This is a genomic window from Chlorobium sp. N1 (assembly GCF_004332115.1).
GTDB lineage: Bacteria > Bacteroidota > Chlorobiia > Chlorobiales > Chlorobiaceae > Chlorobium.
The window spans coordinates 73,880-98,619 of the sequence record NZ_SJPA01000004.1; the positions used below are offsets into that span (position 1 = coordinate 73,880).

The 24,740-nt window shown below is 63.0% G+C and carries 24 protein-coding genes and 1 tRNA gene; 13 read left to right on the plus strand and 12 right to left on the minus strand.

Annotation, left to right across the window (positions count from 1 at the left end; genetic code table 11):
• The first annotated feature begins 3 nt into the window (after positions 1-3).
• The 6 genes from rfbB to E0L29_RS07005 all read left to right on the plus strand — a co-directional run bounded on the left by rfbB (position 4) and on the right by E0L29_RS07005 (position 7,712).
• Positions 4-1,056 (plus strand): dTDP-glucose 4,6-dehydratase, encoded by a 1,053-nt coding sequence (rfbB, locus tag E0L29_RS06980; protein ID WP_131356837.1) that lies wholly within the window; start codon positions 4-6, stop codon positions 1,054-1,056.
• Positions 1,057-1,079: 23 nt separating this feature from the next.
• Positions 1,080-2,057 carry a UDP-glucose 4-epimerase GalE gene (gene galE / locus E0L29_RS06985; protein WP_131356840.1) on the plus strand — a complete coding sequence of 326 codons (978 nt, stop codon included), beginning with the start codon at positions 1,080-1,082 and terminating at the stop codon, positions 2,055-2,057.
• Between the two features lie 20 nt (positions 2,058-2,077).
• Entirely contained in the window at positions 2,078-3,493 is a 1,416-nt protein-coding gene (locus E0L29_RS06990; RefSeq protein ID WP_131356843.1) for a mannose-1-phosphate guanylyltransferase/mannose-6-phosphate isomerase, read from the plus strand.
• Positions 3,494-3,604: 111 nt separating this feature from the next.
• Positions 3,605-3,823, plus strand: a complete 219-nt coding sequence (locus tag E0L29_RS06995; RefSeq protein WP_131356847.1) for a hypothetical protein — start codon at positions 3,605-3,607, stop codon at positions 3,821-3,823.
• Between the two features lie 148 nt (positions 3,824-3,971).
• Positions 3,972-7,211 carry an isoleucine--tRNA ligase gene (gene ileS, locus E0L29_RS07000; protein ID WP_131356850.1) on the plus strand — a complete coding sequence of 1,080 codons (3,240 nt, stop codon included), beginning with the start codon at positions 3,972-3,974 and terminating at the stop codon, positions 7,209-7,211.
• Positions 7,212-7,277: 66 nt separating this feature from the next.
• Positions 7,278-7,712 carry a TraR/DksA C4-type zinc finger protein gene (locus E0L29_RS07005; RefSeq protein ID WP_131356853.1) on the plus strand — a complete coding sequence of 145 codons (435 nt, stop codon included), beginning with the start codon at positions 7,278-7,280 and terminating at the stop codon, positions 7,710-7,712.
• 94 nt (positions 7,713-7,806) lie between these two features.
• Here the strand turns inward: E0L29_RS07005 and purF are convergent, their stop codons facing one another.
• Positions 7,807-9,300: an amidophosphoribosyltransferase gene (purF, locus tag E0L29_RS07010; protein WP_131356856.1), complete on the minus strand. Its 1,494-nt coding sequence runs from the start codon at positions 9,298-9,300 to the stop codon at positions 7,807-7,809.
• 214 nt (positions 9,301-9,514) lie between these two features.
• Here purF and E0L29_RS07015 point away from each other — a divergent pair, with 214 nt between their 5' ends.
• Positions 9,515-10,039 (plus strand): hypothetical protein, encoded by a 525-nt coding sequence (locus tag E0L29_RS07015; RefSeq protein WP_131356859.1) that lies wholly within the window; start codon positions 9,515-9,517, stop codon positions 10,037-10,039.
• Here E0L29_RS07015 and E0L29_RS07020 read toward each other — a convergent pair.
• Both E0L29_RS07020 and E0L29_RS07025 read right to left on the minus strand, forming a co-directional pair.
• The gene (locus E0L29_RS07020; RefSeq protein WP_131356862.1) at positions 9,921-10,448 is read right to left on the minus strand and encodes a DUF1778 domain-containing protein; all 528 of its coding nucleotides are present in this window, start codon (positions 10,446-10,448) and stop codon (positions 9,921-9,923) included. The two genes, E0L29_RS07015 and E0L29_RS07020, sit on opposite strands and share 119 nt — an antisense overlap.
• 144 nt (positions 10,449-10,592) lie before the next feature.
• Positions 10,593-10,665: transfer RNA gene (locus E0L29_RS07025), tRNA-Ala, on the minus strand.
• A 159-nt stretch (positions 10,666-10,824) separates the two neighbouring features.
• On the opposite strand from E0L29_RS07025, the gene E0L29_RS07030 reads away from it, so the two are divergent.
• Positions 10,825-11,712 carry a permease-like cell division protein FtsX gene (locus E0L29_RS07030; RefSeq protein WP_131356865.1) on the plus strand — a complete coding sequence of 296 codons (888 nt, stop codon included), beginning with the start codon at positions 10,825-10,827 and terminating at the stop codon, positions 11,710-11,712.
• On the opposite strand, the gene nfo is transcribed toward E0L29_RS07030, so the two are convergent.
• The 4 genes from nfo to purN all read right to left on the minus strand — a co-directional run bounded on the left by nfo (position 11,709) and on the right by purN (position 14,904).
• Positions 11,709-12,560, minus strand: coding sequence for a deoxyribonuclease IV (nfo, locus tag E0L29_RS07035; RefSeq protein WP_131356868.1), 852 nt, complete (start codon positions 12,558-12,560; stop codon positions 11,709-11,711). The two genes, E0L29_RS07030 and nfo, sit on opposite strands and share 4 nt — an antisense overlap.
• The gene (locus E0L29_RS07040) at positions 12,557-13,543 is read right to left on the minus strand and encodes a glycosyltransferase family 2 protein (protein WP_131356871.1); all 987 of its coding nucleotides are present in this window, start codon (positions 13,541-13,543) and stop codon (positions 12,557-12,559) included. Before E0L29_RS07040 ends, nfo begins: the two co-directional genes overlap by 4 nt.
• A gap of 90 nt (positions 13,544-13,633) precedes the next feature.
• The gene (locus tag E0L29_RS07045) at positions 13,634-14,302 is read right to left on the minus strand and encodes a 7-carboxy-7-deazaguanine synthase QueE (RefSeq protein ID WP_165498851.1); all 669 of its coding nucleotides are present in this window, start codon (positions 14,300-14,302) and stop codon (positions 13,634-13,636) included.
• Positions 14,302-14,904, minus strand: a complete 603-nt coding sequence (gene purN, locus E0L29_RS07050; RefSeq protein ID WP_131356874.1) for a phosphoribosylglycinamide formyltransferase — start codon at positions 14,902-14,904, stop codon at positions 14,302-14,304. The genes E0L29_RS07045 and purN overlap by 1 nt, the downstream gene beginning before the upstream one ends.
• 78 nt (positions 14,905-14,982) lie before the next feature.
• Here purN and purH point away from each other — a divergent pair, with 78 nt between their 5' ends.
• The 3 genes from purH (at position 14,983) to E0L29_RS07065 (ending at position 17,526) form a co-directional block, all read left to right on the plus strand.
• A complete protein-coding gene (gene purH, locus E0L29_RS07055; protein ID WP_131356877.1) occupies positions 14,983-16,557 on the plus strand; it encodes a bifunctional phosphoribosylaminoimidazolecarboxamide formyltransferase/IMP cyclohydrolase in 1,575 nt (524 codons plus the stop codon).
• A gap of 175 nt (positions 16,558-16,732) precedes the next feature.
• Positions 16,733-17,014, plus strand: a complete 282-nt coding sequence (locus E0L29_RS07060) for a DUF1778 domain-containing protein (RefSeq protein WP_131356879.1) — start codon at positions 16,733-16,735, stop codon at positions 17,012-17,014.
• Complete coding sequence (locus E0L29_RS07065) at positions 17,011-17,526, plus strand: GNAT family N-acetyltransferase (RefSeq protein ID WP_131356882.1); 516 nt, start codon at positions 17,011-17,013, stop codon at positions 17,524-17,526. Before E0L29_RS07060 ends, E0L29_RS07065 begins: the two co-directional genes overlap by 4 nt.
• Positions 17,527-17,558: 32 nt before the next feature.
• Here the strand turns inward: E0L29_RS07065 and E0L29_RS07070 are convergent, their stop codons facing one another.
• Together E0L29_RS07070 and queG are read right to left on the minus strand one after the other, a co-directional pair.
• Positions 17,559-18,044 carry a DUF456 domain-containing protein gene (locus tag E0L29_RS07070; RefSeq protein WP_131356884.1) on the minus strand — a complete coding sequence of 162 codons (486 nt, stop codon included), beginning with the start codon at positions 18,042-18,044 and terminating at the stop codon, positions 17,559-17,561.
• Between the two features lie 7 nt (positions 18,045-18,051).
• Positions 18,052-19,005 carry a tRNA epoxyqueuosine(34) reductase QueG gene (gene queG, locus E0L29_RS07075; RefSeq protein ID WP_131356887.1) on the minus strand — a complete coding sequence of 318 codons (954 nt, stop codon included), beginning with the start codon at positions 19,003-19,005 and terminating at the stop codon, positions 18,052-18,054.
• A gap of 97 nt (positions 19,006-19,102) precedes the next feature.
• On the opposite strand from queG, the gene E0L29_RS07080 reads away from it, so the two are divergent.
• Entirely contained in the window at positions 19,103-21,016 is a 1,914-nt protein-coding gene (locus tag E0L29_RS07080) for an FAD-dependent oxidoreductase (protein ID WP_131356890.1), read from the plus strand.
• A gap of 34 nt (positions 21,017-21,050) precedes the next feature.
• On the opposite strand, the gene E0L29_RS07085 is transcribed toward E0L29_RS07080, so the two are convergent.
• On the minus strand, positions 21,051-21,701 hold the full coding sequence (locus tag E0L29_RS07085) for a hypothetical protein (protein ID WP_131356893.1): 651 nt from the start codon (positions 21,699-21,701) through the stop codon (positions 21,051-21,053).
• Positions 21,702-21,869: 168 nt separating this feature from the next.
• Between E0L29_RS07085 and E0L29_RS07090 the strand changes: the two genes are divergently transcribed.
• On the plus strand, positions 21,870-22,568 hold the full coding sequence (locus E0L29_RS07090) for a hypothetical protein (protein ID WP_165498852.1): 699 nt from the start codon (positions 21,870-21,872) through the stop codon (positions 22,566-22,568).
• A 121-nt stretch (positions 22,569-22,689) separates the two neighbouring features.
• On the opposite strand, the gene E0L29_RS07095 is transcribed toward E0L29_RS07090, so the two are convergent.
• Entirely contained in the window at positions 22,690-23,880 is a 1,191-nt protein-coding gene (locus E0L29_RS07095; protein WP_131356899.1) for a serine hydrolase domain-containing protein, read from the minus strand.
• Entirely contained in the window at positions 23,858-24,736 is an 879-nt protein-coding gene (locus tag E0L29_RS07100) for an MCE family protein (protein WP_131356902.1), read from the minus strand. The genes E0L29_RS07095 and E0L29_RS07100 overlap by 23 nt, the downstream gene beginning before the upstream one ends.
• Positions 24,737-24,740 lie beyond the last annotated feature (4 nt).

A 24,740-nucleotide genomic window follows, 5' to 3' on the forward strand; every position in this document is an offset into this window, starting at 1 on the left:
GCCATGCACCTTCTCATCACCGGCGGCGCCGGCTTCATCGGTTCGCACGTCGTCCGCCGCTTCCTCAGGGCCCACCCCGGCTGCCGTGTCACCAATCTCGACAGCCTCACCTACGCCGGGAACCTGGCCAACCTCCGCGACCTCGAGGATGATCCGCGCTACCGCTTCGTCAGGGGCGACATCACCGATGCGGCGTTCGTCGGGAAGCTGTTTTCCGAAAACGATTTCCGGGGGGTGGTCCACCTGGCGGCCGAGTCGCATGTCGACCGCTCCATCGCCGATCCGACGGCCTTCGTCATGACGAACGTCATCGGCACGGTGAACCTCCTCGACGCCGCGCGCCGCGCGTGGGAGGGGAACATGGAGGGCCGGCGCTTCTACCATGTCTCCACCGACGAGGTCTATGGCACGCTCGAAGACGGCGGCGGGATGTTCACCGAGTCCACTCCCTACGACCCCCACAGCCCCTATTCGGCCTCGAAGGCCTCCAGCGACCACTTCGTCCGGGCATACCACGACACCTACGGCCTTCCGGTGGTCATCAGCAACTGCTCGAACAACTACGGTTCGCACCAGTTCCCCGAAAAACTCATCCCGCTCTTCATCAACAACATCCGTACCGGCAGAGAGCTTCCGATCTACGGCGGGGGCGAGAACGTGCGCGACTGGCTCTGGGTCGAGGACCATGCCCGGGCCATCGACCTCATCTACCACGAGGGCAAAAACGGCGAGACCTACAACATCGGCGGCCATAACGAGTGGCGGAACATCGACCTCGTCCGGCTGCTCTGCCGGATCATGGACCGGAAGCTGGAACGGGCGGAAGGGGAGTCTGAAACGCTGATGCGCTTCGTCACCGACCGGGCGGGCCACGACCTCCGCTACGCCATCGACGCCTCGAAACTGAAGCACGAGCTCGGCTGGGAGCCCTCCATCACCTTCGAGGAGGGTCTTGAAAAGACCGTGGAGTGGTATCTTGCAAACGGAGAGTGGCTCGAGGGTGTGACCTCTGGAGCCTACCAGAACTACTACGAAGCCCACTACGGCGGGCGCTAACCATCTAGAACCGGCAGAGACTCATGCGCATTCTCGTCATCGGCGGAGCGGGCTACATCGGCAGTCACGTCGTCCGCGCCTTTCTCGACAGCGGCCACGAGGTCACGGTGTTCGACAACCTCCGTACCGGCCTGAGGGAGAACCTTTTCCCTGAAGCCGCCTTCGTCCACGGCGACATCATGCACCCCCTGCAGCTCAGGGCCGCCATGGCGCCGGGCTTCGACGGGCTCGTCCACCTGGCCGCCCTGAAGGCTGCCGGCCAGTCGATGCTGCATCCGGAGGAGTACGCCGAATCGAACCTCACGGGCACGATCAATATCCTGAACGAGGCATCGCGTGCCGGCATCCGCCGCTTCATCTTCTCCTCCTCCGCCGCGGTCTACGGCAGCCCGGCCTACCTGCCCATCGACGAGGAGCATCCGAAGGACCCCGAGAACTTCTACGGGTTCACGAAGCTCGAGATCGAGCGTCTCCTCGACTGGTTCGACCGGCTGAAGGGGATGCGTTACGCCGCCATCCGCTACTTCAACGCCGCCGGCTATGACACCCTGGGCCGTATCGGGGGGCTCGAGCTGCAACCCGAGAACCTCCTGCCGATCGTGATGGAGGCGGCTTGCGGTCAGCGCCCGAAGCTCTCCGTCTACGGCGACGACTACCCGACCCGGGACGGCAGCTGCATCCGCGACTACGTGCACGTCACCGACCTGGCCGAAGCCCACGTCAGGGCGTTCGACTATGTCGGGCGGGAGGACCGGAGCCTTACGGTGAACCTCGGAAGCGAACGCGGCGTCACGGTGCTCGAGATGATCGAGCGGGCGCGGGCCCTGACCGGCCGCCCCATCGAGGCGGAGATCGCGGGGCGCAGGGCGGGTGATCCGGCCGAGCTCGTCGCATCGTCCAGGAAGGCGCGCGAGCTGCTCGGCTGGGTGCCCCGCTTCAGCGACGTCGATACCCTCATCTCCTCCACCTGGAACATGTACGAACGGGTCTGTTCGAAATAAACGCCCCAACCCTCAACAGCATGATCATCCCCGTCATCCTTTCCGGCGGAGCCGGTTCGCGGCTCTGGCCCCTTTCGCGCGCACTCTACCCCAAGCAGCTCCTGCCGCTCTGCAGCGAGCGGACCATGCTCCAGGAGACCGTCGCGCGCCTCGATTCCGTTCCCGGCCACGGACCCGTCTACTGCGTCTCGAACGAGAGCCACCGCTTCCTCGTCGCCGAACAGCTCCGCCAGACCGGCGCGGAGGTCGGCGGCCTCATCCTCGAGCCCGAGGGCCGCAACACCGCCCCGGCGGCGGCGGTCGCCGCGATGCTCCTCGAAGAGCGCCATCCGGGTGCTCTCATGCTGCTGCTTCCGGCCGACCATGTCATCGCCGACGGCCGGGCGTTCGGGGCCGCCGTCGAGGCGGGAGCCGAAGCGGCCCGTGCGGGGGGGCTCGTTACCTTCGGCGTGGTTCCCACCGCTCCCGAAACCGGGTACGGCTACATCCGGGCTTCCGGCGGGGAGGCGGGCGGGCTCGGGCCGCGCAGGGTGGAGCGGTTCGTCGAGAAGCCCGACCGCGAGACGGCCGAAGGGTACCTGGCCGACGGCGGCTACTTCTGGAACAGCGGCATCTTCCTGTTCGGTGCGGGGGCGTTCCTCTCCGAACTCGCTTCCCTTGCGCCGGAGATGGCGGAGGCGTGCCGCAGGGCGGTTTCGGGGGCGAAGGCGGATCTCGATTTCCTCCGGCTCGACGAGGATGCCTTCCGCTCGTCGCCCGCCGACTCCATCGACTACGCCGTCATGGAGAAGACCGGGAACGCCTTCCTTGTTCCGCTCGACGCCGGCTGGAACGACGTCGGCGCATGGTCGGCGCTCTGGAGCGTGCAGGAGCGCGATGCCGAGGGCAACGTGACGAAGGGTGACGTCATGCTGCACGACGTTACCGGCAGCTACATCCATGCGACGAGCCGCCTTGTCGCGGCCGTCGGCCTCGACGAGCACATCATCGTCGAGACGGCCGACGCCGTCCTCGTCGCTTCCAGGGACCGGGTGCAGGACGTGAAGCTGCTCGTCGAGCGGCTCAAGAGCCAGAAGCGGGAAGAGGCCGACATCCACCGCAGGGTGTTCCGCCCCTGGGGCTCCTACGAGACGGTCGACTTCGCCGACCGCTTCAAGGTCAAGCGCATCACTGTGAACCCCGGCGCGGCGCTCTCACTGCAGAAACACCTGCACCGGGCCGAGCACTGGGTCGTGGTGCGGGGAACCGCCCGCATCACGGTCGACGAGCGTGAGCTGACGCTCAGGGAGGACCAGTCGACCTATATTCCCGTCGGCTCGTTCCACCGGCTGGAAAATCCCGCCGAAACCCCGCTCGAACTCATCGAGGTGCAGACCGGTAGCTACCTCGGAGAGGACGACATCATCCGCGTCGACGACCGCTACGGGCGGAGCTGAGGGGGTCGGGGGGGCTTTGAGGGAAACATATAAAATCGTAACTTGCCATAATCGGATTGCGTACGGCAACGCCGGAGAGCATCAAGCATAACCCATAAATACGAGCGCACCATGGCTGAAGAAATGAAAACTCCCGCCCCCGCACCGCAGCAGAAAGGCGGCGATGTCGTCAAAGGTGATTTCGCCACCATCCTCGTCGGTGTCGGCACCCTCCTCGACAATACCATCACTCCGCTCGGCAAAATGGTTGCCGACGCCCTCGACTCCCTCACGGTGGTCGCAAAGCAGATCCTCGACGGCGTCAACTCTTCGCTCGGCGACAAGAAGTAACCTCCGCTTCTCTCCGGCCCGCGGCGGCGGGCGAGATGCACGGACAGGTTCCCAGGCAGGCTTTTCACCGGGTGGAAGGCCTGCCTGTACTGTTTTTATGGCCGATTCTCGTATATTGATTTTTTTCTGAATGATCCCCTGCTACACCATGGCCGACAAATTTGCCGAGTACCCCTCCAGCCTTTCCTATAGCGAGATGGAAGCCGAGGTGCTCTCCTACTGGACCGAGCACGCCATTTTCAGCAAAAGCCTGGAGGAACGGCCTTCCGACCGGGTTTTTTCGTTCTATGAGGGTCCTCCGACTGTCAACGGCAAACCCGGCGTGCACCATGTCTTCAGCCGCACCATCAAGGATGCCGTCTGCCGCTACAAGACGATGCAGGGTTACCGGGTGCCGAGAAAGGCCGGCTGGGACACCCATGGCCTGCCGGTGGAGATCTCCGTCGAGAAGAAGCTCGGACTGAAGAACCGTTCCCAGGTGGAGGATTACGGCGAAGGGGAGTTCAACCGCGAAGCCCGTTCGCTCGTTTACCACCACATCGACGACAACCGCGAGGGGTGGGGGAAGCTGACCGAGCGCATGGGCTACTGGGTCGACATGGACCAGCCCTACATCACCTGCGAGAACAACTACATCGAGTCGGTCTGGTGGGCGCTGAAGACCATCTTCGACAAGGGACTCATCTACAAGGACTACAAGATCGTCCCGCAGGATCCCCGCTCCGAGACCGTTCTCAGCTCCCACGAGCTGGCCCTCGGCTACAAGGAGGTCAAGGATCCGAGCGTCTACGTGAAGTTCCGCCTGAAGGATTCCGGGGCATCGTTCCTCGTCTGGACCACCACCCCCTGGACCCTGATCTCGAACGTCGCGCTCTCGGTCGGCGCCGATATCGACTACGTGAAGGTCCGCCACAGCGAAAGCGGCGAGGAGCTGATCCTTGCCGAATCGCGCCTGCAGGTGCTCCTGGAGAAGGACGAAGAGGGCCGCTCCCTCTGGCAGACGGTCGGGCGGATGAAGGGCAGGGAGCTCGAGAACGTCGAGTACGAGCCCCTCTTCGGCTACTTCTCGCCTGCGAGGAAATGCTGGTACGTCACCGTCGGTTCGTTCGTCTCCACGGCGGACGGCACCGGCATCGTCCACCTCGCCCCGGCCTTCGGTGCCGACGACTACGAGGTTTCGAAGCAGTACGGCCTGCCGATGCTGCAGCCTGTCGGACGCAACGGCTGCTTCACGGCCGAAGTGCCCGACTACGAGGGGATGTTCTTCAAGGACGTCGACCAGCCCGTCATCCTGCGCCTCAAGGAGGAGGGCCGGCTCTACCGCAAGGAGAGCGTCACCCATACCTACCCGTTCTCCTGGCGCTACGACGTGCCGGTCATCTACTATGCGCGCGAGTCGTGGTACATCCGCACCACCGATATCGCCCGGCGAATGGTGGAACTCAACGGGACCATCAACTGGTGCCCGCCCGAGATCGGTTCCGGCCGGTTCGGCAACTGGCTCGAGGAGAACAAGGACTGGGCGCTCTCGCGCGAGCGGTTCTGGGGCACTCCGCTGCCGGTATGGGTCGCCGATGACTTCTCGATCGGCGACGGCCCGGACTCCGGCAAGGTGTTCGCCGTGGGCTCCGTCGCCGAGCTCAGAGAAGGGTTCATCGATATCGACGGCGAGCGTACGCCGCTCTCCGACGCGCTCGATGGCGGACTCGTCGAACTCGACCTCCACAAGCCCTTCGTCGACCGGATCTACTTCATCCGCGACGGCGTGCGCTTCAGCCGCACTCCCGAGCTGATCGACGTCTGGTTCGACAGCGGCTCGATGCCTTTCGCCCAGCTGCACTACCCGTTCGAGAACAGGGATCTCTTCGAGAAGACCTTTCCGGCGGACTTCATCGCCGAGGGCGTCGATCAGACGAGAGGGTGGTTCTACACCCTGCATGCCATCGCGACCCTGCTCTTCGATCGCCCGGCCTACCGCAACCTCGTCGTCAACGGCCATATTCTCGATAAGAACGGACAGAAGATGTCGAAGTCGAAGGGCAACGTGCTCGATCCGTTCGAGACCATGCAGCGCTACGGAGCGGACTCCATCCGCTGGTACCTGCTCGTGGCGAGCCCCCCGTGGCGTCCGAAGTCCTTCAATACCGAAGAGGTCGAGGAGGAGCAGCGCAAGTTCTTCCGCGCCTACATCAACAGCTACAACTTTTTCGTCCTCTACGCCAACGTCGACGCCTTCAGCGGCAGCGAGCCCCCGGTTCCGCTCGAAGAGCGCTCCGAGCTCGACCGCTGGGTGCTCTCGAGCCTCTCGAGCCTCGTTTCGGCGGTTCGCGGCCGCATGGAGCAGTACGACCTGACCGGAGCGGCTCGCCTGATCAACGACTTCACGGTCGACGACCTCTCGAACTGGTACATCCGGCGCTCGCGCAAGCGCTTCTGGAAGAGCGAGATGGGCCCCGACAAGCTCGCCGCCTACCAGTCGCTCCACCAGTGCCTCGAGACCCTCTCGCGCCTGCTCGCCCCCTTCACGCCGTTCCTTGCCGAGAGGATCTACCTGAACCTGCACGCGGTCGGTGGTGAGCGGGGCCGCGAGTCGGTGCATCTGGCCCCGTTCCCGACGGTGGATACCGCCATGATCGACCTGCCGCTCGAGCGGCGCATGAAAAAGGCGCAGATCATCACGTCGCTCGTGCGTACCATGCGCGAGCGCGCCTCCATCAAGGTGCGTCAGCCGCTCTCGCGCATCCTGCTCGCCGTCGCCGACAGCACCGAGCGCGAGGAGTACCGGCTCGTCGCCGACATCATCATGGAGGAGGTCAACGTGCAGAAGATCGAGTACGTCGAGGAGGACGGCTCGGTCATCAGCAAGAAGGTGAAACCGAACTTCAAGACGCTCGGGCCGAAGTTCGGCAAGGACATGAAGCAGCTGGCCGAGGCGGTCCGCTCGATGAGCCACAAGCAGATCGCCCTGCTCGAAAAAGAGGGGAGGCTGGAGCTCGAGTGGACCGGCCGCACCTTCGAGATCCTGCGCGCCGACGTCGAGATCCTGCACGAGGACATCGAGGGGTGGCTTGTCGCTTCGGACGAATCGCACGGCATCATGGTCGCGCTCGACACCGAGATGAACGAGAAGCTGGAGATGATGGGGCTTTCCCGCGAACTGGTCAGCCGCATCCAGGCCCTGCGGCGTGAGAGCGGCCTGGCGATTACCGACCGGATCCGGCTGCGGGTCGAGGGGTCTGAAAAACTTCTCGAGGCGGTCCGGAGCAATGATGCGTATATTAGGGATGAAACGCTCGCGACGGCCCTGGACCTGGCTTCGATCGGAGCGGAGGAGGGTAGTGAAACGGTCAACGGCGAAATCTGCCGCATCGTGCTTGAAAAATCATGAGGGGAGTGGTATTTTAACTCACCATTTTTACGGTATTCCCGTTAGAATCAGAAAATCTGAAGTGTCATGACCAAGAAAACCAGCAGTGCATCAAAGAAGGACCAGGAGGTCGTCGATGAACCGGTGCTCACCAAGACCTACCTCAGCGACGAGGAACTCGAGCATTTCCGCCAGCTTCTTTTGAAGCGCCGCGAAGAGGTCATGCGTGATCTGGACATCCTGCGTTCCTCGCTCTCCGACGAGAACGTGGAGGATTCGATCAACTCGAACTACTCCATGCATATGGCCGACCACGGCACCGAAACGATGGACCGCGAGCAGCGCTTCATGTTCATCGCCCGTGACGAGAAGTACATCGGCTACATCGACCAGGCGCTCGACCGGATCCGCAATCGCACCTACGGCATCTGCATCAAGAGCGGCAAGCCCATCCCGAAGAAGAGGCTCGAGGCCGTGCCGCACACCGCCGTGCGCATCGAGTTCAAGCAGGGCAAGAAGTAGGGGCGTTTCCCGCCAGGGCAGGACACGAAAGAGCCCGTCCCGCATCGAGCATGCAGGACGGGCTTCTCTGTTTTCAGGGCGTTCCGCAAGAAGGCTAGTCGTTCTCCTCCTTGTTGACGCTCGCCTCGTTGACGTGGATGGGGTAGTCGCCGCTGAAGCAGGCGGTGCAGTAGCTGCAGCTTTCGCCCTCGAACGACGGGACGCTGTTGAGCAACCCCTCCATCGAGAGGTAGGTGAGGGTGTCGACGCCGATGTACTCCCTGATCTTCTCGATCTCGTTGACCTCGCCTTCGAGCGAGTCGAACATGTGGGTGAGCAGCTGGCGCTTGGTGGGGAAGTCCATCCCGTAGAAGCAGGGGTTGGTGATCGGCGGGGAGCTGATGTGCAGGTGGATCGCCTTCGGGTCGGCCTCGCGAATGAGCTTGATGAGCATCCTGGCCGTCGTTCCGCGTACGATCGAGTCGTCGATGAGGATGATGGGCCGGTCCTGCAGGACGCCGCGCACGATGTTGTACTTCGAGCGGACCTTGATGTCTCGGCTCTGGATGCCCGGCTGGATGAAGGTCCTTCCCACGTAGTGGTTGCGGATGAGGCCGTGCTCGAAGCGGGCCGGACGTTCGGCCCGGTTGCTTTCGCGTACGAAGCCGAGCGCAGCGGTGTTCGAGGAGTCCGGGACGCTGACGACCGTCAGTTCCTTCTCTCCGTGCGACTGGCGCACGGAGGATTCGCGTGCGAGGTTCTTGCCGAGGTTGCGCCGAACCTTGTCGACCGAGGTGCCGAAGATGAAACTGTCTGGTCGGGCGAAGTAGACGTATTCGAAGATGCATCGGGCCTTGCGCTCGGACGGCGGGAGGAAGAGCGAGGTCGGCTTTTCGTTGGCCACCGCGAGGTGGTCGATGAGGAGGATCTCTCCGGGTTCGATGTCGCGGATGTATTCGGCCTGGATGATGTCGAAGGCGCAGGTTTCGCTGGCGACGACGTAGGCGAGCTCCCCGGTGAGGGGGTCGATCTTCTTGCCGAGCGCCAGCGGCCGGAACCCGTGGGGGTCGCGGGCGGCGATCATCTGGTTGTTGGCCAGAATCACCATCGAGTAGGCGCCCTGCACCTGCTTGAGCGCTTCATAGATCTGCTGCACCGGCTCCTTTTCGCGGCTGCGGGCGGCAAGGTGCGGGATGATTTCGGTGTCGGAGGAGGCCTGGAAAATGACGCCGAGCTCGGTCAGCTCGTTGCGCAGCTTGCGCGAGTTGGTCAGGTTGCCGTTGTGGGCGATGGCCAGGCTCCCCGAGCGGTAGGTGAGCGAGAACGGCTGGATGTTGTTGGTCGATTTCGAGGAGCCGGTCGTCGAGTAGCGGTTGTGGCCGATGGCCGCATAGCCGTCGAGGCCGTCGAAGACCGTTTCGTCCCGGAAGACCTCCGAGACGAGACCCATGCCCTTGTGCTGTTTGAAGAGGGTCTTCTTGCGCGCCTTGCTGTAGTCGGCTACGACGATGCCCGCTGCCTCCTGCCCCCGGTGCTGCAGAGAGTACAGTCCATAGAAGGTGTCTTCTGCGGGAGTTTTTGAGTTGAAGATGCCGAAAACTCCACACATAGGCTTGGGGGTGTTAAGTTTGTGTAAACTTCCGAGCTCCGTAAAATGGCGATTGCCGCTTAAAACTTCAAACCCAAAATAGAAAATATTGCCTTGCGGCGCGGGCTCCCGGCTGAGGTTTTTTCATTCCGGGGAATTACCTGGGAGTTGCTGCCGTTATAGTGCCCGTCCGTATGATCCTTCAACCCAACCATTCCACACTCTCTTTCCCATCATGAAACAGGAATCCCTCGCTCCGCGTTTTCCCGGTCCCTCGCTCTGGCTCTCCATCACACTTCTCTGGGGAAGCCTCTTTTACCTCAGCTCCGTCTACCTGCTCCAGCTGGCCTCCAGGCAGCTCGGCGGTCCGCTTTTCGATCCTTCGGGGGACGATGTTCTCAGGGTCTACGGCGTGCATGCGGTGCTGCTCGTCACCTTCGCCCTCGTGGCCATGACGGCACGGCGCCTCATGGATCCCGAAGGGAAGAGCCAGTCACAGCGCCGGGATGCGGTGAAGGGCGGCGCGGGCGAGCGGATCTTCATCTCGCTGGCCGGAAGCATCGCCACCGGCTTTTCCTTCACCGTTTTGACCTCCCTCAGCTGGTGGGCCTCTTCCGATTTCGCCTCGGCTGCGGCGGCCCTCACCCTTCCCCTTGTCCTTCTTGGTTCGCTCTACAACATCGGCGCGGGGCTCTCGGCCTCACTCCTCGTCGGGCTGGTATTTCTCGCGACCGGGACCGGCAGGAAGAAAACGGCCTGAGATCAACCCGGGCAGGGAGCGGAGATCTCCATAAAGGCACCATCATCTGCTCCGCAATCGCACATATCGGATGATTCCGGGACTCCAGCGCGGTGCGGATGGTGTGCAAGGGCAGGATGAGCGTAAGCGGACGTTCGGGCAACGGCAGGGCTCCGGCGGCTTTCATAAGCTTATCATTCGGCGCCGGGGGATTGTCCGGAAGATCGAGCGGGTAGACGCTCTGTCGATCGTTGTGTATGGGATGCTCATGCTGTTCGATCGCTTCATACGCGGTCGATGCCGATGATCGGGTGACGAATTCAGTGAGGTCCGTCGACTGAATCGACGCGGCCCGCATGAAGAGCTCCTTCTGGGATGCTTCGATTTGAATCGAGAGCCGCTGGTTGTTTTTTACCGGAGTTCGGGGCATGGACTGTCTTCCCTTTTGTGTGCAATGATTGCGTACGAAGGAGAGGAAGCCATCCCGGCTTGTATATGCAACGATGGATATCGCAGGGGCGGGCTGGAAATGAAAAAAGCGCGGTCGGTGCCGCGCTTTTCCTTCTTATCGGGGTGGAGCTAAGGAGACTCGAACTCCTGACCCTTTGCATGCCATGCAAATGCTCTACCAACTGAGCTATAGCCCCGTTTTGAAGACTTAATAAAAAGAAAAAAAACTTGTTTTTGCAACTAGTTTTGCTGATTCTTTTACTGAACCCCCCGCAAACGGGGCCCGCAGCCTGCCGGAACGCGCCCGTAAGGCGTTGCAGGATATGTCCATAACCAAGCATCCACTCCGTCCGTCCATGTCACTAGGATTCATTCTCAAGGAAGGGTTTTCCGGCTTTTCGAGGGCCCGTGTGCCGGCCGCCGTCACTGTCGCCATCAGCTTTTTCTCGCTCGTCCTGCTGGGGCTCTTCGGTACCGTCTCGCTCGGCTTCTACGACATCATCCAGGAGCTGCGCGGCCGCGTGGAGCTGGAGGTGTTCTTCAGCGATTCGGTCTCGCGCGAGGAGGCCCGCGCCGCAGCCCTGAAGATGAAGGAGGTGGCGGGCGTCAGCGAGAGCCGCTTCATCGACAAGGACGAGGCGGCAAAGGTTTTTGCCGGTGATTTCGGCGAGGACGTCGTCGCCATCCTCGGTTCGAACCCCCTGCCGCGCTCGGCCCGGCTCCGCTTCCTTCCCGCCTACGCCGGGCCCGACAGCCTCCAGCCGATCATGGCCGCCGTCCGATCGATTGCGCCGGGCTCGGATTTGCGCTACAACAAGGCCTTCCTCACCGAGATCGAGCACAACGCCAGGCTCTTCACCCTCGTTACGGGATCCGTCGGACTCCTGATCGCCATGGCCACCATCGTGATGGTCGGCTACACGATCCGGCTCGCCATGTATTCGAGGAAGGAGAAGATCCGCACCATGCGCCTCGTCGGGGCATCCGCCTCGTTCATCGCCGCCCCCTACCTCATCGAGGGCGCCCTGCAGGGACTGCTTGCCGGCGGGCTTGCCGCCGGGGCGCTCGCTCTCGGCCAGGAGCAGCTGCTGCAGCGCTACGAGCCGGGCCTCTACCAGGTGCTCGAGCCTTCGGCCCTGCTTGTCTACCCCTCGGTCGCCCTGCTCGGGCTGCTGCTCGGCATTTTCGGCAGCGCGCTTTCGGTCGGCAAGTATCTCCGCTCGGCCTCCCGCACGCAGTCCTAGTCGTCCTCCTCCGCCAGGCCGTAGAGCATCGCGATCTCTTCGGCCCATCCGTCCGAATCGGGGGTCTCGAGGATGAGCGGGATCTCCTCGAACCGGGGATCCCGCATGATCAGGCGGAACGCCTCCATCCCTATCTTTCCTTTCCCGACGCATGCATGCCGGTCGAGCCGGCTGCCCACGGGGTGCAGCGCGTCGTTGAGGTGCATGCCCCTGAGGTACTGCATGCCGACGACCCGGTCGAACTCCCGGAAGGTCTCCTCGGCGGCTTCCGCACTTCCGAGGTCGTAGCCGGCGGCGAAGAGGTGGCAGGTGTCGAGGCAGACCCCGACCCTCGTTTTGTCCTCGGTCATTTCGATGAGGGCTGCGAGGTGTTCGAAGCGGCTGCCGAGGTTGGTTCCCTGTCCGGCGGTGTTCTCGATGACGGCCGTCACCCCGCTGGAGCCTTCAAGTGCCAAGTTGATCGAGTCGGCGATGTGGCGGAGGCACCCGTCGACGCCGATTTCGTTGAGGTGGCTGCCGGGATGGAAGTTCAAAAGCTCGAGGCCGAGCGCCTGGCACCGGCGCATCTCGTCCTGGAACGCCTCCCTCGATCGGCGGAGCTTCTCCGGATCCGGGTTGCCGAGGTTGATGAGGTAGCTGTCGTGCGGCAGGATGTGGCGCGCTTCGAACCCCCCTTTGGCGCAGTTGTTCCTGAAGGCTTCGATCGAAGCGGGCAAGAGCGGCGGGGATTTCCACTGCCGCTGGTTCTTCGTGAAGAGGGCGAACGCCCTGGCCCCGATGGCCGCGGCGTTGAGCGGGGCGTTTTCTATGCCGCCGGCAATGCTGACGTGGGCTCCTACCCGTTTCATTCGCTGATCGTTTTCTGTTGTTGACTGCTGAGGTTTCTTGTTTCCCTGATTGAGAGCGGCTCCCTCTCCTTCGAGCTCATCGAGAGCATTTCACCGAGCAGGCCGGTCGAGAAAAGCTGGACGCCGAGGATGAGCAGGAGGATGCCGAGGAAGAGGATCGGCCGGTTGGTGAGGTAGCGGTTGTTGATGATCTTGTCGAGGCTCACCCAGAGGCTGATGGCAAATCCCGTGAGGAAGCTTGCGAGGCCGGCCGTCCCGAAGAAGTGCATGGGTCGGCGGAAGTAGCGGGTGATGAAGAGGACTGCGAAGAAGTCGAGGAGGCCGGAGAGGAAACGGGCCGGTCCGTACTTGGTCCGGCCGTAGCGGCGGCGGCGGTGCTCGAACGGCAGTTCCGTGATGCGGTAGCCTTTCCATGCCGCGAGCACCGGGATGTAGCGGTGCATGTCGCCGTGCAGTTCGAGGCTCCCGGAGAGTTCCCGGCGGTAGGCCTTCAGGCCGCAGTTCATGTCGTGGAGGCGCACGCCGGTGAAAAGGCCGGTGACGCTGTTGAAGATGCGCGAGGGGATCGTTTTCGACAGCGGGTCCCGGCGATGGCGTTTCCACCCGCTTACGAGGTCATGGCCCTCCAGAAGTTTTTCAAGCATGGGGCGTATGGCCCGGGGGTCGTCCTGCAGGTCGGCGTCGAGCGTGCAGACGAATTCGCCTTCGGCCACCCTGAAGCCGGCCGAGAGCGCGGCGGTCTTGCCCGTGTTCTTCCTGAAGGAGATGAGCTTCACCTCTTCCGAGTCTTCGGCCAGCGTTTCGGCCACTTCGAGGGAGCCGTCGGTCGAGCCGTCGTCGACCATGATGACCTCATGGGTGAAGGGAGCGGGGAAAAGCGCGTGCAGGCGTTCGTCCGAGAGTGCCTCCCTGAGCTCGCGCGCCAGTTCCTGAAGGGACTGCCGCTCGTTGTAGAACGGTACGATGACAGAGAGTGTGGGCACCGGGAAAGCAGGTTTGTTAGGGTGAAATGTCAGTGCAAGGTACGAACTCCGCCCGAGCGCCGCAAGCCGCTCCCGCCCGGCGGGATACCGCTAGACGCCGCGCTCCCTTGCCGGCCAGATGTGGCGGTGGAGCTGCAGCTGCATGCGCACGTGCAGGCGGTCCCTGAGGATCCATCCGGCGAGTTCCGAGGGCTGGAGGACGCCCCATACCGGACCCATCATGACGGTGCAGGCTTCGGCGAGCCGGGTCCTGGTGAGCAGCTCCTGCGCCCAGAGGTAGTCCCGGCGGTCGGCGGCGACGATCTTGAACTCGAAACGCTTTCGTTCGGCCGTGACGGCGGCGAGCGCCAGTTCGACGTTCTCCATGCAGTTTTCTTCGGCGCAGCCGGACGAGGGAGGCTTGAGGTCGATCACCTTGTGCACCCGCGGGTCGACGTCCCGGACGGAGAGGAACCCTCCGGTTTCGAGGAGGATCGTGCCGCCGCCGTCACAGAGGGCCCTGAGGAGGTGGTGGACGGAGGGCTGCTCGAGCGGTTCCCCGCCGGTGACTTCGATGAGGTGCGGACGATGGCGGCGCGCCTCGTCGATGGTCTCGGCGATGCTCATGCGCCGTTCGGCCGTTTTCGCATAGAGCGTGTCGCAGTAGCGGCAGGTGTGGCTGCAGCCGGCGAGCCGGATGAAGGTGCAGGGCCAGCCGGCATAGGAGGACTCTCCCTGGATGGAGTGGAAGATTTCGCTGATGTCGAGCATCTGCTCCATCAGCCGTTGCTCTCCCGGAGGAGTTTTTCGAGGGCGTCGGGGTAGAGCCGGTGCTCGCACTCGAGCACCCGCGCGGCGAGGACTTCCGGCGTGTCGCCCGCCATTACCGGCACCCGGCCCTGGAGCAGGATCTCCCCGCGGTCGTACTCCTCGTCGACGAAGTGGACCGTCGCGCCGCTTTCGCGCTCGCCGGCCTTGAGCACCGCCGTATGGACATGGATGCCGTACATCCCCTCGCCGCCGAATTTCGGCAGGAGGGCGGGATGGATGTTGAGGATGTTGCCGCGGTATGCCCGGGTAACCTCCTCGGGTATCTTGCGCATGTAGCCGGCAAGCAGGACGGTCTCGACCCCGCGGGAGCGGAGTGCCTGGAGCATCGAGAGGGCGAACGCCTCGGGGCCGTCGAACTGCTTCTCCGAAATGTGGAGGGTTTCGATCCCTTCGCCGCGGGCGAACTCCATGGCGCCGCACTGCGAGCGGTTGGAGACGCAGAGGACGAATTCGGCCCCGAGTCCCCGCTCGGCCACGGCCCGGTGCAGGGCCACGAAGTTGCTTCCCGTGCCGGAGCAGAAGACCGCCAGCCGTCTTTTCGGGTTACTCATTTCCTGAATATTTTCTTACATTTCCGCTTCTAATAAAGCTGTTCCCCACAAGTATACCACAAGATAACCATTCCGCAAATGTCTGATCCGCTTATCAAAAGGGCGCTGGTGTCGGTTTCCGACAAAACCGGCATCGTCGACTTCTGCCGCGAGCTTTCCTCCCTCGGAGTTGAGATCTTTTCAACCGGAGGCACCCTCAAAGCCCTGCAGGATGCGGGCGTTGTCGCCTCGTCCATCTCCGAGATCACCGGCTTCCCCGAAATCATGGACGGCAGGGTCAAGACCCTCCATCCGAAGATCCACGGCGGCCTGCTTGCGGTCAGGGAGAATGCGGATCACGTGGCCCAGGCCAGGGAGAACGGCATCGGCTTCATCGATATGGTCGTCGTCAACCTCTATCCGTTCGAGGCGACCGTCGCAAAACCCGGCGTTTCGTTCGAGGACGCCATCGAGAATATCGACATCGGAGGCCCCTCGATGCTGCGCAGCGCGGCCAAGAACAACGAGTCGGTCACCGTGCTCACCGACAGCGCCGATTACGAGGGCGTGCTCTCCGAGATGAAGGCTTCCGGCGGCTCGACCGCGAGGGCCACGAGGCTCCGGCTCGCCCGCAAGGTGTTCGAACTGACCTCTCGCTACGACCGCGCGATCGCCGCCTACCTGACCAGGGCCGAAGGCGCCGAAACGGCTGCCGCCGCCACCATGACGGTGCAGCTCGAGCGCGAGCTCGACATGCGCTACGGCGAGAACCCGCACCAGAGCGCGGGATTCTACCGCCTGGAGGACGGAGCGGGTGCCCGCTCGTTCGGCGACTACTTCGAGAAGCTCCACGGCAAGGACCTCTCCTACAACAACATGCTCGACATCGCCGCTGCCAGCGGGATCGTCGAGGAGTTCCGCGGCGAGGATCCGACGGTCGTCATCATCAAGCACACCAACCCCTGCGGCGTCGCCCAGGCGTCCACCCTCGTCGAGGCATGGCACAGCGCCTTCGCGACCGACACCCAGGCCCCCTTCGGCGGCATCATCGCCTTCAATCGTCCGCTCGACATGCAGACGGCCGAGGCGGTCAACGGCATCTTCACCGAGATCCTCATCGCTCCCTCCTATGAGGACGGCGTGCTCGAGCTGCTCATGAAGAAGAAGGACCGCAGGCTGCTCATCCAGAAGCAGGCGCTTCCCAAGGGCGGATGGGAGTTCAAGTCGACCCCCTTCGGCATGCTCGTCCAGGAGCGCGACAGCAAGATCGTCTCCCGCGAGGATCTCAAGGCCGTCACCAAGCGCCAGCCGACCGAAAAGGAGCTCGACGACCTCATGTTCGCCTGGAAGATCTGCAAGCACATCAAGAGCAACACCATCCTCTACGTCAAGGACCGCCGCACCTTCGGCGTCGGCGCCGGACAGATGTCGAGGGTCGATTCCTCCAAGATCGCGCGCTGGAAGGCTTCCGAGGTCGATCTTGACCTCACGGGCTCAGTCGTCGCTTCCGACGCCTTCTTCCCCTTCGCCGACGGCCTCCTGGCCGCAGCCGAGGCAGGCGTGACGGCTGTGATCCAGCCGGGCGGCTCCATCCGCGACAACGAGGTGATCGAAGCTGCCGATCAGAACAACCTCGCCATGGTCTTCACCGGCATGCGCCACTTCAAGCACTGAATCACTCTTAGGAACGGTTCTTCAGGAAGCCCGCCAAAAAGCGGGCTTCCGTCATTTTATTCGATTCCAATGTCCGGTGACCCTTCGGGGAAATTTTGTTTTGTCGTGACATTGTCCGTACATTATGTTGTTGCTGAATTCTTACGATAGAAATGAACACAATAGGACAAGCTTTATGACCGCCAGCTTTACAGTCAAAACCGAGCGAATCGATGTCCGAGCCAACATGCCCATTAAACGGCTGTTGCAGGATGCTGCCCGCTCATGCCATAAAAGTGTCAGCGAATTCCTGCTTGACGCGGGCATAACGGCTGCAAACCAGACGCTTGCTGACAGGAATAGATTTGAGCTTGAGGAGTCGGAGTGGCAGGAATTTCAGCGGATTCTCGATCGGCCAGTAACCGTTCCTGACGCCCGAATGAAAGCTCTCATGACGGAGCCGGGGGTGCTTGATTGAGTGGCGTTAACTTTACGCCTGTCCAGAAACTTGCGCCCAGCCATAATGTCGAGTCGTTTGACTGCGGCCACCATGCGCTTAATCAGTTCCTAAGGCGTTTTGCTCTGCTGAATCAGAAAGCCAACGGAGCTCAAACCTATGTGTGTTGTGAGCGGGAATCAAGTGCTGTTGTTGGTTTCTACAGTCTAGCTGTCGGCAGCGTCGAGTCTGCGGCTGCCGAGGGACGGCTTGCAAAAGGTCTTGCAAAGCATCCTGTTCCGGTGCTTATTCTTGCTAGGCTTGCTGTTGATATGCGGTATCAGGGGGGAGGACTCGGGCGGGCTCTGCTCAAGGATGCGCTTCTGCGGACAGCTCAGGCTGCCGAGCTTGTCGGTATTCGGGCTATTCTTGTCCATGCCAAGGATGATGCGGCCCGAAGCGGGTATCTCGGCAAAGGTTTCGAGCCCAGTTCAAGTGATCCTTATCATCTCTTTCTTCTCGTAAAGGATCTGCTTCACATTCTAGGGCGTTGAGCGTCCGGCTCATCCTGCCTTTTATATTTCCATCATACCAACCGGACGACGAGGAAGATCCCCGTCATCATGAAGGCGATGGCGACGCGCACGGCCGTGCCTGCGGCAATGCCGATCCAGACGCCGAGCCCCGCCATTCCCGCCGTACGCAGATCCTTGCGGGCGTAGAGTTCCCCGGCAACGGCGCCGATGAACGGGCCGATGACGATGCCCGCCAGGCCGAAGGGGAGGCCGAGGACGGTTCCCGCCACGGCGCCGATGAGGCCCGAGCGGCCGGCACCGAAGCGTTTCGCGCCGAGAAGCCCGGCGAGGAAATCGAGCAGGTAGGCGGCTCCGGCCAGGAGCCCGAGGACGAGGATCGTTCCCCATCCCACATAGGCGAACCCTTCGGCCCAGGCGGCCATGACGAGGCCCGCGAATACCAGCAGCACGCCGGGCAGCGCGGGGATGAGAAGTCCTGCGAATCCCGCGATGAGCAGGACCGTCGAGGCGATCCAGAGCAGTTGCGTCGTTTCCATTGGTATATCAGTCTATGGGTTTCCCTTCGTTTGCGAGCACGGCCCGCGCGTTGCGCCGGAGGCGGCGGAGGCCGATGCGCAAGATCGGGGTGCCGGCGAACAACCGGCGGAATTCGCTTCGGCCCATTCCGAGGATCCGTTCCGGTTCGAGTCCGAGCAGTTCCTCTCTCGGTTCGAACGCCGGATCGGCTTTGATGAGGGGGCGCTGGTTGTGGGGGCAGCGTTCCTGGCATGCGTCGCATCCGAAGAGCCGGCCCCCGATCATCGAGGCCTCTTCGGTGGTGAACTCCCGTTTCAGTTCGCCGGTGAGATAGGAGATGCAGCGCCGGGCGTCGAGCTTCCCCGGCTCGAGCAGCGCGCCGGTCGGGCACGCGTCCAGGCATATCCTGCAGCTGCCGCAGGGGTTCGGCAGCGGTGGCCGCTCTTCGGGGATCTCCATGTCGAGCAGGAGTTCGGCAAGGAAGACGTAGCTGCCGGCGGAGGGGACGATGAGGAGGGTGTTCTTTCCCGTCCGGCCGAGTGCGGAGCGTTCGCCCCACTCCTTTTCCAGCACGGGGGCGCTGTCGACCGTGATGCAGGCGTTGGGTCTCGAGCCGGCGAGTTCCCCTATGGCCTCGAGCAGCTCTTCGGCCTTCCGGCGCAGCACCGCGTGGTAATCGGCCGTGAGGGCATAGCGCGAGATCCGTCTGTTCCATCCCGGCGGATCCTGATGGTAGCTCATGGCCAGCGAGACGACGGTTTTAAGCTCCGGTAGCAGCAGCTCGGGACGCTCCCTCGCCTCCAGGCCGGTTTCGAGGTAGGCCATCTCACCATGGCGTTCTTCCCGGAGCATCGCCCTGAAGCGCTCCGTGGCCCTCCCTCCAGGCGGCGGAGCCGAGAACCCTGCGGCAGAAAAGCCCAGCCGGCGTGCTTCGCGGCGGATGGCCCGGGCGAGGGATGGAGACGGTTCCGGCGTATTCATAATCAAATATAGGCGAATGATCCGATTCTTCTTAAGTTAGAGTGGGCGTGCCGCCCGGCGGCGGTACGGTAGTATGGCGCATCATCACACTCTGCTCATGAATCGAAGGAATTTCATCAGGAAGGTTTTTTCGCGCACCGGCATCGCCGTCGGTGCCGCGGCTGCCGCATCGGCCGGCCTGGTCGGCTATTTCCAGCCGCGCCGGGAGTTTTACGCCGGGAAGGAGGATTTCGGGGAGGGCCGTGAATCGGCGGCCGAGCCGAAGCGCTGCGTCGTCGTCGGCGGAGGGCTCGCAGGCATGAGCGCCGCCATGGAGCTCGCCCTGAAAGGCATGGCGGTGACGCTCGTCGAATCCTCCACCTCCCTCGGCGGCAAGCTCACCGGATGGGAGATCGAGGCGCTCGGCACCCGTTTCCCTGTCGAGCACGGTTTCCACGGATTTTTCGACCAGTACTACAACCTCAATGCCCTGTTCCGGGAGGCGGGCGTGGGTCCTGAGGCGTTCGACGCCTCGCCCGGCTATCCGGTGCTGTTCAGCGAGCGGCAGCGCGAGATCTACGGCCAGACCCCGAAGCTTTTTCCCTTCAACATCCTCTCCGTCGTGGGCCAGTCGCGCTCGCTCGATATCGCCTCGTTCCTGCGGGAGTACCGCGGCCTGCCTCCGGTCATGGGCATGTTCGCCTACGACTACGACGGAACCTTCGGCCGGTACGACGACATCGACTTCATGGAGTACTGCCGCCGGGGGGAGATCCTGCCGGCGTTCATCGACACCGTGCTGCATCCCTTCGCCGACGCCACGATGAACCGCATGGAGGTGCTTTCGGCGGCCGAGGCGATCCGCTACTTCCATTTCTATTTCATGGGCAGTCCCGAAGGGCTCTCCTTCCGCATCACCAACCGCGACTGCATGACGGCCGTCGTCAACCCGATCGAGAGGAGGCTCCGCGAACTCGGCGTGCGCGTTCTTTCAGGGCGCCGGGCGCTTCGGCTCGAGCACCAGGGCGGGCGCATCAGCGGGGTGCGGGTCGGCACCGATGCGGGCGGGCCCGAAGTGCTGCATGTCGACCGCTCCGCCGTTCCGGCGAGCGGCTGGGTTGCGCTCATGAGCCGAGAAGGGGTACCGGTGCTCGTCTGCCGCGACGGGAATGGCTATCGGGCCCTCGACGGCCGATGCACCCATATGGGGTGTCCGGTCTCGGTGGCGGAGGACGGGTTCTTCTGTCCCTGCCATGCGGGTCGTTTCAACAGCGAGGGCGTGCCGGTCGGCGGGCCTCCGCCGACGCCCCTCGGCAGGCTTTCGGTCAGTGGAGAGGGGGAAACGCTTGCGCTCCGTTTGCCGCAGGCGGAGAGCACGGAACTGCTCGCCTGCGACTACTGCGTGCTTGCCTCCGACGTGCGGGGGACCCGGGAGATCGTCCGCCGTTCGGAGCTCCGTTCCCCGGCCTTCGAGGCCTCCGTCGGCTCACTCGGCGAGGCCGACCCCTATGCCGTCTATCGGGTATGGCTCGACCGTCCGGTCGATGGGGGCGGTTTTCCCTTCTATACGGTTTCGGGTTACACCTATACCGATTCGGTCTCCATCTACTCCGCCTTCCAGGAGCCGTTCATCACGTGGGCCGGAGAGCACGGGGGGAGTGTGGTCGAACTGCACGCCTACGCGATCGCGCCTGAAGACATGCGTTCAGACGACGAGATACGTCTTGCAATGCTCGACGAACTCCACCGACTCCTGCCCGATACCGCCGGGGCCGCGGTGCTCCACGAGGTCTTCATGCTCCAGTCCAACTTCACCCGATGGGCGCCCGGCGACCACGACAAGCGGCCCGGCCCGGAAACCCCGTTCCCGAACCTTTTCCTCGCCGGCGACTGGGTGCGGGTCGATGCTCCGGTCTTCCTCATGGAGGCGGCCGCTTTCACCGGACGCATGGCGGCCAATGCGGTATGCAGAAACGAGGGGGTGCGGCAGACGCCGCTGCCGATCGTGCCGATGGAGGGGATTTTCGCCTGAGACGGGTGCCTTGGCCCCCGTCCAGGCTTCGTTCTCAGCTCTCTTTCACTCCGTTCTGCTCGATGGGCGCCTGAGCCTCGGGGGTATCCCCCGTGACGCCGTCGTTAAGTGCGGCATCCGCTACTCCGGCCTTCTTCTGCTGTTCGTAGTTCGCGACATCCTTCTCGAGCTCGGCAAAAGCCTTGGTTGCGCGGATGCGGGTGAGCTCGTATTCCTTCGTCTTGAGCTTTGCGAGGAACTCGGCGTTGGCCTTTCCGACAGGGTAGCGCACCAGGACGTAGGCACGGAAGAAATCCCCCTCCTTTACGATCTTCTGCTTGGCGACGTGGCTGCCGGAGAGCGAGGCGGAGGCGATGCTCTTCTCGGCCTGGTAGAAGAGGTCGCCGGTCTTGGCGTCGAGTCCGGTGCCGACTTCGTCGATGAAGTGCTTCTGGAGCGACTGCACCTGCACTTCGACCTTCCTTGCGATATCGGCCCGGCCTGCCGCGGTCGCCTTGTCGATTGCAAGCTGCAGGTCGCGTGAGCGCTGGGTGTTGGCTGCAAATATGTAGTCCTTGTCGTTATGGTTGTCGTCATACCATCCGGGGGCCTTGCCGAGCTTCGTCTGCTGGATTTTCGTGCTGCCGCAGCCGGAGGTGAAGAGCATGAGGGTCAGGGCGAGTAGTGTCAGTAAGGTGTTTTTCATGGGGGGGGCGGTTGGTGATTGTTGGCTTGTTTGATTGTTGACTGAATGAATTTCTGGTGTTGTATCTTGCATTAACAATTGTTAATATATGGCTGCCGGAATGAAATTCCAAAGGGCAAAAATTCCTGAATTTCCAGTCAATCCAATCAAGTTCCACCCCCTATGTCAATGTGTAAAACGATATGTGCGCGTTCGTTCAGAACCGCAAAGACCTCCCTCGTCATGGTGCTCGTCGCCTCCTTCCTGATGGCGACGGTCGCCGATGCGGCGGAGAAAACCTTCATCCGCGACTACCGCTATCGCGCCAGCGACAAGGACAGCAAGGTCAGCAGCCGCGATGCCGCCCTCGAGCAGGTGACGGCGCTCCTCCTCAAAGAGACCGGCGCCTATGTCGAAAGCACCCTGAACACGGAAAAGAAGGAGAGCGAGACCGGGGTGAGCTCCCTGACGAAGGAAGACATCACGGCCATATCCGCTGGTGTGACGAAAACCCAGATCCTCGAGGAGAGCTGGGACGGGAAGGAGTATTATGTGAAGGCCGAGATCATGCTCGATCCCGATGAAATCCAGTCCCGCCTCGACGAGATCGAGGCGAGCCGCCGGAGCCGCCAGCTCGAACAGGCGGCCATGGCGGCGGCGGCAGTCCCCGATGTCCATGGTGCGCTCTTCAACGAGGCCGACGGGACGGCAGGTGCCGGGTCCGGGGAAATGGCCGGGGTGCTGACGGAGCAGAAGGCCCGGGAGAAAAAAGGGGTTAACGTGCTGTTTATCCTTGGCGGGCTGGCGCTCGTCGGCGGCATCGTCGCCCTGGCTGCGGGCGGTTCCGGCGGGGGAGACTCGAGCAGCTCGGATGGTGACGATCACTAGTTTTCGGTGATGTCCAGCAGGTCGTATACGGAGCCCCGTGTCTTTCAGGCACGGGGCTCCGGTATTTCAGGCCCCGCTGCCGATCGTTCCGATGGACGGGATCTTCGCCGGAGGGGAGCCTTCAGCGGAGAGGGCAGTCGGGTGGTTCGTAGGGAGGGCAGTCATAGCCGAGCGCACGGGCGGCGGCGTTGTGCAGCCTCGGCCTGAAATCCCTGATCTTGCGGTTCTCCTCGTCCGGGCAGACCCGGTTGCTGAGCATGATGACGGCGAGCTCTTTTTCCGGGTCGACCCAGATGCTCGTGCCGGTGTAGCCGAGATGGCCCCACGAGTCTTCTGAAAATCCCCCTCCCGCCGAACTGTAGCCTTCGCGGGAACGCAGGTCCCAGCCGAGCGCACGCTCGTCGTCGCCGCGGCGGCGGGTGAACTCCTTTACCGTCGATTTCCTGAAATAGCGCACCCCGTCGAGTTTGCCTCCGTTCATGAGCATCCGCATGAATCTCGTCAGGTCCCCCGTGGTGGAGAAGAGTCCGGCGTGGCCGGCAACTCCTCCGAGGATCGCCGCATTCTGGTCGTTGACGAGGGGGCGTGCTCCGAGTCCCTTTCCCCATGCCGTGTCGCGGCCGGTCGGCGCGATTTCGGCCTGCAAACCGGCCGGAGGATTGAAGCAGGTCCGGCGCATGCCGAGGGGGAGCGCGAAGCGGGCGTGGAAGTTCTCGGCAAGGCTCCTGCCTGTGACTTTCTCGATGATCCTGCCGAGGACGATGAAGCCGTTGTCGCTGTAAGCGGTCTGCAGGCCGGGACGCGAGAGGAGCGTATCGGCGTATACCGCTTCGATGAGTTCGCCGGCGCTGCGGCAGGTTTCGATGTACCAGGCGTGCGCCCGGAGCCCGGAGGTGTGCCGGAGGAGCTGGCGCAGGGTGACTTTCTCCTTGCCGTTCCGGCCGAACGCCGGAAGGTAGTCGGCGGCCGGCCGGCCGAGGTCGAGCGAATCGCGCTCGACGAGCTGCATGACGACGGAGGTCGTGGCGACCGCTTTCGTCAGCGAGGCCAGGTCGTAGATGGTTGAGGTGTAGGCCGGTTCGGGGTTGCGGTCGCAACCGGTGGTGCCGAAGGCCTCGTGGAAGAGGGTCTTCCCGCGGTGGACGACGGCGATGGAGGCTCCGGGGAAAACCCCCTCCTTCACCCCGTCTTCGGCCAGCCGCCGCAGGGCGCTGAAATCGGGCTCCGATGCCCGGAGCGGCGCCGCCGCTCCCGCTGCGATCCAGAGCAGGAGGGCGAGGAGGACGCTCCTAGAAAAGCGTGAAGCGCACATAGCGTTCGGGCCTTTTCTTCAGGTCGACCATGAGCGTGTCGAGCGAAGAGAGCGCCCTTGAAAGGTTGTCGTACAGTTCGGGGTTCTCCCGGAGCTGGCCGAGCGTTCCCTCGCCGCTGTTGATGGCCGTCATGAGCGAGTCCGTGGCGGCGGCGGCATGCCGGATCCTTCTGATGGCGTCCGTCGTGTTCTCGGCAAGCTCGGGATCGTTGATGAGTTTCGGCAGCAGTCCCTTGCCGCTCGAGGCCTTCCTCGATACCGTCGCCAGTTCGTCGGCCGTCCTGCGCAGGCTGCTGACGGTTTCTGCCAGTTCGCTTCCCATCTTCTCGTCGGAAATCAGACGTCCGGCAACGCCCTTCCCGTTTTGGAGCTCCTCGAGGAGGCTGTTGATCTTGCCGAGGGCTTCGGATGCGCCGCCGGTCAGCGCCGCCATGCCGTCCTGCGCGTTGAGGGCGATATAGTCGCCGTCGCGGACCGGTTCGCTCTTTCCTGTCATGATGTCGACGTATTTGTCGCCGAGCACGCCGAGCGAGCGGATGGTGGCTTTCGAGTCTTTGGTGACGAGGTTTGCGAACTCGTTGCGGATCCGGAGGTCCGCCACCACCATGAGCGAGTCGTCCTTTCGGGTGAACTCCATTTTCGAGACGGTTCCGACCTTCTTGCCGGAGACCGAGACGAAGTTGTTCTCGGCCAGCCCCTGCATGTTGCCGGCCATCACCTTCACGGTGGTGACTCCGGTGAACAGGCTGCTGTTCTTGCCGATGACCAGCCCGAGGTAGGCTGCGAAGCCTATCCCGAAGATGAAGAAGATGCCGGTCTTAAGGTCGCTCCATTTCAGTGCGTTCGGATTTCTCATGCCC

What these genes read in the sequence shown, in the direction of transcription:
- rfbB (WP_131356837.1), top strand. Translation starts at nt 4, where the DNA reads ATGCACCTTCTCATCACCGGCGGCGCCGGCTTCATCGGTTCGCACGTC.
- galE (WP_131356840.1), top strand. Translation starts at nt 1,080, where the DNA reads ATGCGCATTCTCGTCATCGGCGGAGCGGGCTACATCGGCAGTCACGTC.
- E0L29_RS06990 (WP_131356843.1), top strand. Translation starts at nt 2,078, where the DNA reads ATGATCATCCCCGTCATCCTTTCCGGCGGAGCCGGTTCGCGGCTCTGG.
- E0L29_RS06995 (WP_131356847.1), top strand. Translation starts at nt 3,605, where the DNA reads ATGGCTGAAGAAATGAAAACTCCCGCCCCCGCACCGCAGCAGAAAGGC.
- ileS (WP_131356850.1), top strand. Translation starts at nt 3,972, where the DNA reads ATGGCCGACAAATTTGCCGAGTACCCCTCCAGCCTTTCCTATAGCGAG.
- E0L29_RS07005 (WP_131356853.1), top strand. Translation starts at nt 7,278, where the DNA reads ATGACCAAGAAAACCAGCAGTGCATCAAAGAAGGACCAGGAGGTCGTC.
- purF (WP_131356856.1), bottom strand. Translation starts at nt 9,300, where the DNA reads ATGTGTGGAGTTTTCGGCATCTTCAACTCAAAAACTCCCGCAGAAGAC.
- E0L29_RS07015 (WP_131356859.1), top strand. Translation starts at nt 9,515, where the DNA reads ATGAAACAGGAATCCCTCGCTCCGCGTTTTCCCGGTCCCTCGCTCTGG.
- E0L29_RS07020 (WP_131356862.1), bottom strand. Translation starts at nt 10,448, where the DNA reads ATGCCCCGAACTCCGGTAAAAAACAACCAGCGGCTCTCGATTCAAATC.
- E0L29_RS07030 (WP_131356865.1), top strand. Translation starts at nt 10,825, where the DNA reads ATGTCACTAGGATTCATTCTCAAGGAAGGGTTTTCCGGCTTTTCGAGG.
- nfo (WP_131356868.1), bottom strand. Translation starts at nt 12,560, where the DNA reads ATGAAACGGGTAGGAGCCCACGTCAGCATTGCCGGCGGCATAGAAAAC.
- E0L29_RS07045 (WP_165498851.1), bottom strand. Translation starts at nt 14,302, where the DNA reads ATGGAGCAGATGCTCGACATCAGCGAAATCTTCCACTCCATCCAGGGA.
- purN (WP_131356874.1), bottom strand. Translation starts at nt 14,904, where the DNA reads ATGAGTAACCCGAAAAGACGGCTGGCGGTCTTCTGCTCCGGCACGGGA.
- purH (WP_131356877.1), top strand. Translation starts at nt 14,983, where the DNA reads ATGTCTGATCCGCTTATCAAAAGGGCGCTGGTGTCGGTTTCCGACAAA.
- E0L29_RS07060 (WP_131356879.1), top strand. Translation starts at nt 16,733, where the DNA reads ATGACCGCCAGCTTTACAGTCAAAACCGAGCGAATCGATGTCCGAGCC.
- E0L29_RS07070 (WP_131356884.1), bottom strand. Translation starts at nt 18,044, where the DNA reads ATGGAAACGACGCAACTGCTCTGGATCGCCTCGACGGTCCTGCTCATC.
- queG (WP_131356887.1), bottom strand. Translation starts at nt 19,005, where the DNA reads ATGAATACGCCGGAACCGTCTCCATCCCTCGCCCGGGCCATCCGCCGC.
- E0L29_RS07080 (WP_131356890.1), top strand. Translation starts at nt 19,103, where the DNA reads ATGAATCGAAGGAATTTCATCAGGAAGGTTTTTTCGCGCACCGGCATC.
- E0L29_RS07085 (WP_131356893.1), bottom strand. Translation starts at nt 21,701, where the DNA reads ATGAAAAACACCTTACTGACACTACTCGCCCTGACCCTCATGCTCTTC.
- E0L29_RS07090 (WP_165498852.1), top strand. Translation starts at nt 21,870, where the DNA reads ATGTGTAAAACGATATGTGCGCGTTCGTTCAGAACCGCAAAGACCTCC.
- E0L29_RS07095 (WP_131356899.1), bottom strand. Translation starts at nt 23,880, where the DNA reads ATGTGCGCTTCACGCTTTTCTAGGAGCGTCCTCCTCGCCCTCCTGCTC.
- E0L29_RS07100 (WP_131356902.1), bottom strand. Translation starts at nt 24,736, where the DNA reads ATGAGAAATCCGAACGCACTGAAATGGAGCGACCTTAAGACCGGCATC.